This is a genomic window from Clostridium coskatii (genome assembly GCF_001675205.1).
Lineage (GTDB): Bacteria > Bacillota > Clostridia > Clostridiales > Clostridiaceae > Clostridium_B > Clostridium_B ljungdahlii.
On the sequence record NZ_LROR01000082.1, the window covers coordinates 1 to 12,140 of the forward strand.

Annotated in this window: 11 protein-coding genes; 6 read left to right on the top strand and 5 right to left on the bottom strand. The window is 32.4% G+C overall.

Translation table 11 applies throughout. The annotated features are described in order from the left end of the window. Positions 1 to 34 precede the first annotated feature (34 nt). Positions 35 to 331, top strand: coding sequence for an ethanolamine utilization microcompartment protein EutM (eutM, locus tag CLCOS_RS17750; RefSeq protein ID WP_013237864.1), 297 nt, complete (start codon positions 35 to 37; stop codon positions 329 to 331). Between the two features lie 445 nt (positions 332 to 776). Here eutM and CLCOS_RS17755 read toward each other — a convergent pair whose 3' ends face one another. From CLCOS_RS17755 to CLCOS_RS17765, 3 genes are all read right to left on the bottom strand, one after another. After that, positions 777 to 1,547: a response regulator transcription factor gene (locus tag CLCOS_RS17755; RefSeq protein WP_023162467.1), complete on the bottom strand. Its 771-nt coding sequence runs from the start codon at positions 1,545 to 1,547 to the stop codon at positions 777 to 779. A 5-nt stretch (positions 1,548 to 1,552) separates the two neighbouring features. Then, positions 1,553 to 2,743 (bottom strand): histidine kinase, encoded by a 1,191-nt coding sequence (locus CLCOS_RS17760; protein WP_063602111.1) that lies wholly within the window; start codon positions 2,741 to 2,743, stop codon positions 1,553 to 1,555. Between the two features lie 396 nt (positions 2,744 to 3,139). After that, positions 3,140 to 4,288, bottom strand: coding sequence for a 1-propanol dehydrogenase PduQ (locus CLCOS_RS17765; RefSeq protein ID WP_153042961.1), 1,149 nt, complete (start codon positions 4,286 to 4,288; stop codon positions 3,140 to 3,142). Between the two features lie 465 nt (positions 4,289 to 4,753). On the opposite strand from CLCOS_RS17765, the gene CLCOS_RS17775 reads away from it, so the two are divergent. Next, on the top strand, positions 4,754 to 5,671 hold the full coding sequence (locus CLCOS_RS17775; RefSeq protein WP_023162466.1) for a choline kinase family protein: 918 nt from the start codon (positions 4,754 to 4,756) through the stop codon (positions 5,669 to 5,671). Positions 5,672 to 5,907: 236 nt separating this feature from the next. On the opposite strand, the gene CLCOS_RS17780 is transcribed toward CLCOS_RS17775, so the two are convergent. Next, entirely contained in the window at positions 5,908 to 6,267 is a 360-nt protein-coding gene (locus tag CLCOS_RS17780; protein ID WP_063602108.1) for a C-GCAxxG-C-C family (seleno)protein, read from the bottom strand. Between the two features lie 100 nt (positions 6,268 to 6,367). After that, complete coding sequence (fsa, locus tag CLCOS_RS17785; protein ID WP_063602107.1) at positions 6,368 to 7,015, bottom strand: fructose-6-phosphate aldolase; 648 nt, start codon at positions 7,013 to 7,015, stop codon at positions 6,368 to 6,370. 385 nt (positions 7,016 to 7,400) lie between these two features. On the opposite strand from fsa, the gene CLCOS_RS17790 reads away from it, so the two are divergent. The 4 genes from CLCOS_RS17790 (at position 7,401) to CLCOS_RS17805 (ending at position 12,095) form a co-directional block, all read left to right on the top strand. Next, a complete protein-coding gene (locus CLCOS_RS17790; protein WP_063602106.1) occupies positions 7,401 to 8,507 on the top strand; it encodes a BMP family ABC transporter substrate-binding protein in 1,107 nt (368 codons plus the stop codon). Positions 8,508 to 8,577: 70 nt separating this feature from the next. Beyond that, the gene (locus tag CLCOS_RS17795) at positions 8,578 to 10,095 is read left to right on the top strand and encodes an ABC transporter ATP-binding protein (protein ID WP_063602105.1); all 1,518 of its coding nucleotides are present in this window, start codon (positions 8,578 to 8,580) and stop codon (positions 10,093 to 10,095) included. Beyond that, positions 10,088 to 11,161 carry an ABC transporter permease gene (locus CLCOS_RS17800; RefSeq protein WP_082853603.1) on the top strand — a complete coding sequence of 358 codons (1,074 nt, stop codon included), beginning with the start codon at positions 10,088 to 10,090 and terminating at the stop codon, positions 11,159 to 11,161. Before CLCOS_RS17795 ends, CLCOS_RS17800 begins: the two co-directional genes overlap by 8 nt. Position 11,162: 1 nt before the next feature. Continuing rightward, the gene (locus tag CLCOS_RS17805; protein ID WP_063602104.1) at positions 11,163 to 12,095 is read left to right on the top strand and encodes an ABC transporter permease; all 933 of its coding nucleotides are present in this window, start codon (positions 11,163 to 11,165) and stop codon (positions 12,093 to 12,095) included. Positions 12,096 to 12,140 lie beyond the last annotated feature (45 nt).

The following is a 12,140-nucleotide window of genomic DNA, read 5'->3' on the forward strand; positions in this document are numbered from 1 at the left end:
AAAAAAATAAATTATAAACTAGGAGGAAATAAAAATGAAATATGATGCATTAGGAATGATTGAAACAAAAGGTTTAGTAGGTTCAATTGAAGCTGCAGATGCAATGGTAAAGGCAGCTAATGTTTATCTAATAGGAAAAGAACATGTTGGCGGCGGTCTTGTAACAGTAATGGTAAGAGGAGACGTAGGAGCAGTAAAGGCAGCTACTGATGCTGGTGCTGCAGCAGCACAACGTGTTGGAGAATTAGTTTCTGTTCATGTTATTCCTCGTCCACACGTTGAAGTTGAAACTATCCTTCCTAAAACTAATTTAAAGGAAGATGAAAAGTAGATTACAGTTTACCGTTTAAGGCATTTGAAAGAAAATAACAAGTCAAAGATGCGACGAATATTTTTTATCAGACAAGGAGGCAGGTCCCTTAGATAGTGAATCCTATCTAAGGGTTCTACCGACGCAGTATGATAAAAAATAGGCTAGCATACTGACTAGTTATTTCTTTGAAAATGCCTAAATGCATATGCAGAGATGACTTTGAAATAAGTCAGATATGATGTGACATGGTAGATAGTTAAAAGTAATAGTTTATATAAGGAACGTATCTAGATTGTGTAAATTAAATCAAGATACGTTCCTTATTTGATCTTTAGAAAAATGTTATCGGAAAATATAATTAAAGCGCCAATTGTATAATTGGCGCTTTAATTATATATAACTGTGCATTTAACAGGGAACAGTTCAAATATCAATCTTTCCTATGAAATTAACTACACACAATTTAGTCATCTTCCATTGACATAAGCGCATGTTTTCTATAGGCTTGAGGAGTCATATTCATCTCCGCACAAAATACCCTGTTAAAATAAGATGGATCTGAAAAGCCACATTCTGATGAAATTCGATAAGCACGATAATTAGTTGTTTTTAATAATCTGCAGGCATATTGAATTCTCAGATTAATTACATACTTTGAAAATGAGACACCTAGTTCCTTTTTAAAGACACGACTAAAATATTTTGGATTCAAAAATACTGTAGAGGCAACTATTTGTAAAGTTATTTTTTCCCTAAAATGCTCTTTAATATATTTTATAGACTTTTCAATAAAGTATTGCTGAGATTCTTTGGATTCGGGGTTCTTTTCTTCAGAGCTCTTATCTAGTACTATATTACAATCAGCTGCGGAGTCTAACATCTTCCGAAAAACTTGTTTGATAATGTTAGGCTTTACAGGTTTTAATAGGTATTCAAAAACCCGGAGACTAATTGCTTTCTGTGCATAGGAAAAGTCCGAGTGAGCAGATAAAATTGTAATAAGCACGTTGGGGAGAAATTTTCTGATTTCTTCAATAGTACTAAGACCGTCCAATTCGGGAATCATTACATCCATCATGATAATATTTGGCTTGTATTGTTTGGCTAGTTTAATAGCCTGAACTCCACTTTCACAGGTCAGTAATACATCTTCTGGAAAAAGTTCTTCAAGTACAATTGATTTGAGAAATTCTTGTTCAAGTATTTCATCTTCTACAATCAATACTATACTCATTATTATCACCTCACAATAGGTTCTGCAGGAATTGTGATGGTAACGGTGCTTCCACTGTAATCAGATTTTAAAATTTTCAATCCATATTGTTCTCCGTAATATCGCTTTAAACGTTTGTCTGTACTTTGAAAACCTAGGCCAGATCTATTTTTACATTGTTGTATGTCAAGCAAAACATCCTTTGGGAAACCATTTCCATTATCCATAATGGAAATAACAATTTCATCTTTATATTTTTCTGCATAGATACTTATTTTGCCTCCATCTCGCCTTGGGGTTATTCCATGAATTACAGAGTTTTCAACAATAGGTTGGATAATCATATTGAGAATTCTATAAGACTTAAGATCTTCCGAAATGTTGATATCATATTCCAGACGGGTTTTAAATCTTACTTTTTGAATATATAAATACTTCTCAATATTGTTAATTTCAGCACCAATGGTGTGAAGCTGGTTACCTTGCTTTAAATTATACCGCAGCAAATCAGAAAGGCAATAAATAAGCTCTTCTGTTTCGTGAGAATGTTCAAAATAAGCCACACGGGCAATACAATTTAAAGTGTTAAACAAAAAATGAGGATTAACAACTAGAGACATATTTTTTGATTCTAGATCAATGATCTTTTTTTCCAGTATTTCCTTTTCAATTGACAACCTTTTCACATCCTGATGGGACAGCTTAGTGCTTTCTGATAAATCAAGAGAAATATTTTTAGCAATTTCGCAACATAATCGCTCGTATACTTTAATTTTATTTGATTCTACGGATTTTAGTGAGAAAATCGATTTAGCGATAAACTCTAGCTCCTCAGTCTTAGTATCTTTGTGAGATTGGACATCAATCATATACTTTTTGTATTCGTTATCTTTCAAATATACTTGTATACCAGCCATATAACCTACAGTTTTATTGTCTACTATGATCGGAAAAATCATATTTTCAAGACCATATCGGCATACAAATCTACCTTCCTTGCCAGATTGTAATCGACATTGATAGTCAGGACATACATGAGACTCTCTTTCCTGACATACATGAGTACAAAAATCTGGGGAGGGAATAAATTCAAGTAAAATATCCCCATTTGTATCTACCAAAAATAAAGGTACATCTGATAGGGATAAAATACCACTATAGCGGCTATATAACTTTGAGGTTATAAATTTTTTAAGTGGATTATCAGTTTTATTCATCCTTATAACACCCGTCTCCTGACCTATAGTTTATACTCAAAAAAAGAAATTAATTAGATTCTAGTACGTTCTTTTTTTATATTATATTATATAAAAATATAAAAGTAAACAATATTTTATACTTTCCCACAGTTTCTTGTCATATATTGTCAAAAAAAGAGGGTAAATATAAAACATTTAGATTCTAATTTTTCCTAATTTTAAGTAATAAATTAATTTTTACTATAAGCACTAAGACATAATTTAAAAATAATGCAAAGCAAAGCTTCGCAAGTTAAGAATTAATAATGAAAAATTAATAGTGAAGGATGATTTCTAGTTATCACAAAAAATCCACCTTCACTGTCCACTATCAATTATCAACTTTCAACTAAATTGAAAAAGTTGAGATACTTATTAATAACATTTTTGATAAATATGTATAAGTTCTTCTTTAGAAGGTTTTCTAGGATTAGTTGGAGTGCATCTATCTTGCATTGCTGTTTCTGCCATATGATTTAGAGCACTTTGAAACTCATCTTCTTTAATCCCAAGAGCTCGAATATTATCTTCAACACCTAGGGATTTTATTAATTTATCTACAGCTTCAATAAAACTTACAGCGCCTTCGCGAGTTGTTCGAGCTGGAAGGTGTAGAATCGATGCTAGTTTTGCGTATTTTTCCATAGCATGTTCGCTTGCATTTCCAACCAAGCTAGCGTTGTATTCCATTACTGCATTAAGTAGAAGTGCATTGGATCGGCCGTGAGGAATGTGGAAAGATCCACCCATAGCATGAGCCAAGCTGTGATTAATTCCAAGACCAGCATTTGTAAATGCTATTCCTGCTATACAGGAAGCGTTTTGAACATGATCCCGAGCTTCGGAATCCTTACTATCGTTATAAATTTTTGGAAGATTCTCAAAAATTAATTTAACTGCTTTTTCAGCAAGAGCGTCTGTAAAGTCAGTTGCTTTTTTGGAAACATAGGCTTCAATAGAATGAACTAGAACATCTATACCAGTATCTGCTACAATACGCTGAGGCAGACCATCAATACAACTTGAGTCAAGTATTGCAACATCTGGTGCAATAAAATCATCTATAATGCATACCTTTTCTTTCTGAGAAGTAATAACAGTAAAGTTTGTTACTTCAGAGCCTGTACCACTTGTTGATGGAATTGCAATAAATAGAGGTTTTTTCATTTCTTGGCCCATTGCTTTTCCTAAATTACATGCAAAATACATTATTCCCTTAGCGGTATCAATACTGGATCCTCCACCTAGTGCTACGAGAACATCTGCGTCGCTTTTTTTGTACAATTTCATTGCATCTGCAATTACATTGACGTCTGGATCAGGGTGTACCCCTGTAAAAACAACGGAACTTATTCCAGCTTTGCTTAGGTAATCTATTACTTTTTGAAGATATCCAAGTTTTCCCATAATAGCATCTGCAACAATAAATGCTCGAGAACCAGTGACTTGCTCTAAAAGTTGAATAGATTCCCTATTAAAATAAATCTTGGATTTCAAATTAAAATTTTCAAACTTGTCTTCCATGATTTTCCCTCCTATTCTTTCTACAGTTACTTTTTACAGATTTTTAATAAACTTTGTTATTTTTTTAATAAATGCTTTCGCAATTATCACTTTACATGGTAGCATACAAAGTGGCTAGTTTATTGTAAATAGAATATATAGTTTTAGCACTATTGTATCTAGTTAGAAATTTATATGGTACAATATTGCTTTTATTGAACAATATCTACTTCAAAACATGATTTGTTATTGCATTTTTTTGAAGTTACAATTAATACTGCTATTAGAATATATATAATCTATAAAAAAGGTATGAAATATTTAATAAAGGCTCTAATAGAAAGCGATATGTTGATTTTTGGGACTATTATTGTTATAATTAAGCTAATAGTGGGTATGATCAGAAAGTTACAAACCGGTGTTAGGTGGTTACTTGTGTTTTTTATTGACAAAACAAAAGATTGAAATATGTGTGGTGGATTATTTATGAAAATGGAAGAATTAGTACAAAAAAAACTGTGTCTTGCTTTTAACGATGACAGTATAATGTTTGATAAATCTCGTTTTGCAGGTGGACTTACCAATTATAACTATATTATGAATATCAATGGAAAACAGTATGTTGTCCGACAACCGGGTGCCATGACCAATCTGATGATTGATCGTAAAATTGAAAGCTTTAATGATAAAATAGCAGCAGAGCTTGGTTTGAATTCTGAATGTATTTATTTTGATGAGGATAGTGGAATAAAAATTAGCGTATATATTGAAAACAGCAAAAATATTGCTCAAGTTGATCCATGTTCTCCTATAACGCTTAGATCTGTTTCTGATCTCATGAAAAAAACTCACTCTAGCAAAAAGTGTTTTTCTAATTCATTTAATTGGCGGATGGAGTTAAATAAATATGAACATATAATTCAAAAACTTAATGGTGATTTTTTCTTTGACTACGCTACATTAAAAAAACAATTGCTTGATTTTATGGAAAAGAATATTAAAAAAACAATTTCTGTTCCGTGCCATAATGACACGGTTCCTGAAAATTTTATTGTTGATAGTAATGGAAAGACCTACCTTATAGATTGGGAATATTCCGGAATGAATGATCCAAGCTGGGATGTAGCTTCATATATTCTTGAATCTAAATTAACCGAGGAAGCAATTCAATATCTTCTTGTTGACTACTATGGACAACTTCCGACACCTGAAGAAATAGTAAAGATAAAAAGTTATATGGTAGCACAAGATTTACTTTGGATGGTATGGGCTATGATTAGACATTACAGTGGAGATGATTTTCTTGATTATTGCTGTTTTAGATATGAACGATTTCAAAGAAATGTGAAGGCAATCACAAGCTCGCCAAGTTACTCCATTGCTGATATGGTAAAGAATTGTTAGTAAATAACATATTGCTGAGAACCCTTTACATAAGAGTAGAAAATAAGATCAAAATCAAAGTAGAAATATAGTGGTTTTTTGTGAATATAAAGCGTTCATTAATAAAGTGAAAATTTATTAATATGAGTTAAAGCAGTTATTAAGCATAACTAAAAGTTTGTACTATCAGTATACATTTTTACTGATAGTACAAGCTTTAATAAGTCATAATATATTATAGTGGTTATCGATTACTATTATTTTGCATAATCTTTAAGAATCTCATAAGTATAATCTATTATCTCATCACAAGATATACCTTTTTGTTTTAATTTAGAGCATTCAAAAGTGCCATACTTTTCTGTTACTTTGTTCATTATTTCTTTTGCAATTTTTCTAGATTCATTTTGTACAGAAGCCTCGTTTCTTCCTTTTACGGAGCCCATAGCCATAAGTGCTCCAGTAACAGCACCGCAAGTACTTTGTACGGCCATACCAAGACCAAATGGACTTGCAATTGAGACAGGAATATTTAAATTGTTGTCTCTGTTAAAAGCTTTAATTATAGATTCTGCACAATTAAATCCCTCTTTATGAAATTGTGACGCATCATTCATAATTTTCACCCCTTGTTTTATATAAATTCTAAATATTTGTAAATTACATTAATAATTATAATATATGCATTTTTGTTGATGTCAAATTATATAATCTATCTTATTTATTAGGTACTGTTTTCCAGTCATCTAAAAATCTCTGTATTCCTATATCTGTTAGTGGGTGTTTAGTCATTTGTATTAATATTTTATATGGAACAGTGGCAATGTCTGATCCTGCTTTAGCAGCATTTATAACGTGAAGAGGATTTCTAATGCTGGCTGCTATAATTTCTGTTTTTATGTCATGAATTTTAAAAATATCAGATATTTGTTCAACTAATTCAATTCCGTTCATTCCAATATCATCTAGTCTTCCTAAGAAAGGACTTACGTAAGTTGCACCAGCTCTTGCAGCTAAAAGTGCTTGTGCTGGAGAAAATATTAATGTTACATTGGTTTTTATATTTTCTTTTGAAAGAATTTTTACAGCTTTTAATCCTTCTACAGTCATAGGAATTTTTATTATTATATTTTTATGTATTTTTGCAAGTTCTTTGGCTTCTTTTACCATTCCTTCAGATTCTAAGCTTATTACTTCAGCGCTTATTGGCCCGTCTACAATAGTAGTTATTTCTTTTACTACTTCCTTAAAATCTCTGCCTTCTTTTGCGATTAAAGAAGGATTAGTAGTAACTCCACAAATTACTCCCATTTCATTAGCTTTTCTTATTTCTTCTACATTAGCGGTATCTATAAATAAATTCATACTTATTACCTCCTATTATATTTATATAAAATTATGATTTACACAATTATTTTACCACAAATTGATCATATTTTCTTTCTAAAATTCTTAGCTACTTTATTAATTAATTCAACTTTTGAAGTTGACCTTCTGTCTATATATTGACGAAAAAGCTAAAAAAGAATATCATAAAGTCATGTAAATGTATCCACTTTTTATAAAAAAGAAGATACTAATTGACTGAGTATATGAAAATAAGGTCAATCTTTATTAAATTAAATAAAGCTTGGCCTTATTTTCATATTAAATAAAGGTTATAATCTATATTTTTAAGGGTATGAAAAATATAGAGGTTAAATAGTGTAAAAACATTTACACTAACAAATTAAAATAGGGGGAAAGTGTTATGAAGAAAATAAGAAAGGGAAGTTTAATTTTATTATGTGCTATTCTTGTACTATCTACCTTGATTGTAGGATGTCAGGACCAGAAAAAAACAACTTCTGACAATAAAAAAATCAAAGTAGCTTTTGTCTATGAGGGGCCTATAGGAGATACGGGATGGAATTATGCCCAGGATCAAGGACGAAAGTATTTAGCTGCTAATATGCCAAATGCAGAAGTAACATATGTGGACAATGTCCCTGAAACAGCAGACTCGGAGAAAGTATTCACACAGCTTGCTCAAAAAGGCAATAAGGTTATATTTGGAACAACTTATGGGTACATGGATTATATGGTTAATGTAGCAAAAAAATTTCCAAATGTAATTTTCATGCATTGTACTGGATACAAAACGTCAAACAATCTAGGAACATATGCTGGACGTGATTATGAAGGAAGATATCTTTCAGGTATTTTGGCAGGTAAGAATACAAAGAGTAATATAATTGGATTTGTGGCTCCGTTTTCAATACCTGAAATTGTAAGAAATATTGATGCCTTTACTTTGGGAGCACAATCAGTAAATCCAAATGTAAAAGTTAAAGTAGTTTATACTAATTCATGGAGTGATCCTGCTACTGAAAAAACTGCAACTAATAGTTTAATAGATGCGGGGGCTGATGTACTTGCAATGCATCTTGATTCTACTACTGTAATGCAGGCTGCCCAGGAAAGAGGGGTATATGGAATTGGTTTTAGTTCTGATATGAGGTCAAAAGCTCCAAAGGCAGTGCTTGGAGGATCAATATGGAATTGGGGACCTTATTATGTCAAGACTGTTAAAGCTGTAGCTAATGGTACCTGGAAATCTGGACAATACTGGGGTGGAATTAAAGATGATTCAATAGTTGATATAGGTTCTTTTGGTCCAATGGTAACAAATGATGTAAAAACACTTATTTCAAAACAGAGGCAGAGCATTATAGATAATAAGTTAAATGTATTTGAAGGGCCAATATATGATCAAGCTGGTAACTTAAAGGTTGCTAAAGGACAAAAACTTACGGATGAACAAATGCTTTCTATTAATTGGTTTGTAAAAGGCGTTGAAGGAACAATCTCTAAATAGAATATATTATTTTTACATACCGGCTTCTAAATGGGTCGGTATGTAAACTTTAAAGGTTGGGAGTGATAATATGGAGAAACAACCTATAGTTGAAATGACTAATATTTCAAAAGAATTTTCAGGAATAGCAGTTAATGATAAAATCTCATTCTCATTAAATGCTGGAGAAATCCATGCTCTTTTAGGTGAGAATGGAGCAGGTAAAAGTACACTTATGAATATATTAACAGGTCTATATAAATCAGATAGCGGTGAAATAAAGATAAATGGGAAAAATGTTGAATTCAACTCTCCTAAAGATGCCATAGCTTGTGGCATAGGTATGGTGCATCAGCATTTTAAGTTAGTAAGAGCTTTTACTGTGGCAGAAAACATAATGTTAGGACTTAGAAATTTAAAAGAAATTTACAACAAGAAGTATATTGAAGATGAAATTGAAAAAAATGCTCAAGAATATGGACTTTATGTAAATCCTAAAGCCAAAATATGGCAACTTACAGTAGGAGAACAACAAAAGGTTGAGATTGTAAAAGCACTTATGCATGGTGCAAAAATACTTATAATGGATGAACCTACAGCAGTACTTACCCCTAAGGAAGGGGAATCACTTTACAAAACACTGGGTATTTTAGCTAAAAAGGGAAAATCCATTATAGTAATATCACATAAAATGAGAGAAGTAATGGAAAATACTAATAGAATTACAGTACTGCGTGATGGAAAATCCATGGGTACTTTTAACACAAAAGATGTTAAAGAAAAAGATATGGCGAAAATGATGGTGGACGGAAATATAGTACATGTTTCCAGTAAAAAAACAGTATCAAGTGGAAAGAAAATTTTGGAATTAAAAGATGTGTGTTCAGAGGACAAAAGTGGATCTGTAAAACTAAAAAATATATCATTTAGCATACATGAAGGAGAAATATTTGGAATTGCAGGTATTGATGACAATGGACAGAAGGAACTGGCAGAAGTTATTTCAGGTTTGGCACCAATAAAAAAAGGAAATATATTTTTAAATGAAGCAAATTGTATAAATGAAAGCAGAAGAAAGTTTATAGATAAGGGAATAAGTTATGTACCAGAAGATAGGATGACGGTAGGTCTTGTAGCTGATATGAATGCTTGCGAAAACATGATACTTGAAAATTATCGAAGGATGCCGGGATATCATATTAACTGGAGAAAAGTGTATGATAACACAGTTAATATAATAGAAAAGTTTCATATCAAGATAGCTTCTTTGAATACCCCTGTGAAAACTATGTCAGGGGGAAATATGCAAAAGCTTCTTTTAGCTAGAGAAATACAGTCAGATCCAAATCTTATTGTTTTGGCATATCCTTTCAGAGGACTTGATATAGGTGCCTCAGAATACATAAAAAAACTTTTAATAGATGAAAGAAATAAAGGTAGAGCAATTCTTCTTATTTCTGAAGAACTGGAAGATTTAATACAGCTTTCAGATAGAATATGTGTTTTGCATGAAGGCTCTATTATGGGAATAGTAGATTCATCTGAGGTTACTATGGAATCTATTGGACTAATGATGTCTGGAAGTAGAAAGGAGAATTACAGTGATTGACGTGTTTAAAGGGTGGAAACTAAAAAAAACGGACTCCTGTTCTATGATGAAAAAGGTAATGGTTTCTATTATATCTGTAATTGGTGGAATTGTATTTTCAGCTATTATCATTGCTATTACTGGAAATGATCCTATAGATGTATGTTCCCAAATATTTTCTGGTGCTTTTGGTTCAACCTATGGACTTTCAGAAACTGTAGCGAAATCTATACCACTTATGCTTACTTCTCTTGGAGTATCACTGGCTTTTCGTATGCAGCTCTGGAATATAGGTGCTGAAGGTCAGTTTTTCATGGGAGCTTTTGGGGCTTCTTGGGCTGCACTATCTTTTCCAAATATGCCCGCCTATGAATTGCTGCCACTTATGATGATAGCAGGTTTTATAGCAGGTGGATTATGGTCAATGGTTGCAGCGATTCCAAAGGCATTTTTAAATATAAATGAAACTATAACTACATTACTTCTCAATTATATAGCTATATTATGGGTTCAATATCTGGTATTTGGCCCTTGGAAAGATCCAAAGGGCAAAAATTTTCCTGTAAGTGCCACCTTTTCTGAAAGTGCAACTTTAACTTCTTTTGGAAATACAGATATAAATATAGGTCTATTTATTGGAATAGGAATAGCAGTGTTGATGTTTATTGTTTTGAAATATTCTAGATGGGGTTATGAGATACGGGTAAGCGGCGGTAATAAAAGCACCGCAATCTATGCAGGTATGAATTATGTCAGAAATATTTTAATTGTTATGTTTATAAGTGGAGGAATTGCAGGAATTGCAGGAATGGTAGAGGTATCAGGAGCTATTCATAAACTTCAACAGAATATATCACCTGGATATGGATATACAGCAGTTATAATTGCACTTCTGGCAAGACTTAGTCCTTTGGGAATAGTTATAGTTTCTTTCTTTATGGGAGGTCTTTTTGTAGGTGGATATAATTTGCAAACATCAGGCTTTTCATTAAGTATGGTTTTAATGTTTCAAGGTGCCATATTACTTTTCGTACTGGGGAGCGAAATATTACTCAAGTATAAATTAGTGAGAAAGGAAGCTCGATAACATGAATAGTACTTTTATAATTTCAGTGTTTGCAGCGGGAGTTGTTGCAGGAACGCCTTTATTATATGCTTGTCTTGGAGAACTTTTGACAGAGAGAGCAGGAGTAATGAATTTAGGTGTAGAAGGCATGATGCTTGTAGGTGCTGTAACAGGATTTATAGTTAGCATTCATACTAAAAATCAATGGTTTGGGTTTATAGCAGGGATTGCTGCTGGTGCGGCTTTAGCATTTTTTCATGCTATTCTCACTATAAAGTTAAAAGCTAATCAGGTAGCCAGTGGTGTGGCACTTACTATATTTGGAACGGGACTTAGTGCCTACCTTGGAAAATCCTACATAGGAACTCTTCCAGCTGCCTCATTTAAAGCTATAGATATTCCACTCTTAAGTAAAATACCAGTGATAGGGACAATACTTTTCAAAAATGATCTTTTGGTGTATTTGAGTTTTATACTGGTTTTTGTAATCTGGTTTGTGCTTTATAAAACTAAATCTGGACTCATACTGAGAGCTGCTGGAGAAAATCCTGGTGCTGCAGATGCTGCAGGAATAAATGTTTTTTTAGTAAGATATGTATGTGTAATTTTAGGTGGTATGCTGTCTGGGGCAGGGGGTGCTTATATATCTCTTGCGTATTCTCCTTCATGGAGTGAAAATATGACAGCAGGACGGGGGTGGATTGCCATAGCCCTTGTGATATTTGCATTATGGGATCCAATTCATGCTGTGGTAGGAGCTTATATTTTTGGAATTATAAGTTCACTGGGTCTTCATCTGCAGGCTTTTGGCTTTGTTATTCCTACATATATACTACAAATGCTTCCGTATATTTTTACTTTTGTAGTTCTAATTTTTACAACTAGAGAAACTAAAAGTAGACCTTCAGCTATGCCTAAAGCTTTGGGCATTTCATATTCAAGGGAAGAAAGATAATTATTTAAAATGGTAAAAACTTAGGATTTAAATTGAAATCCTAAG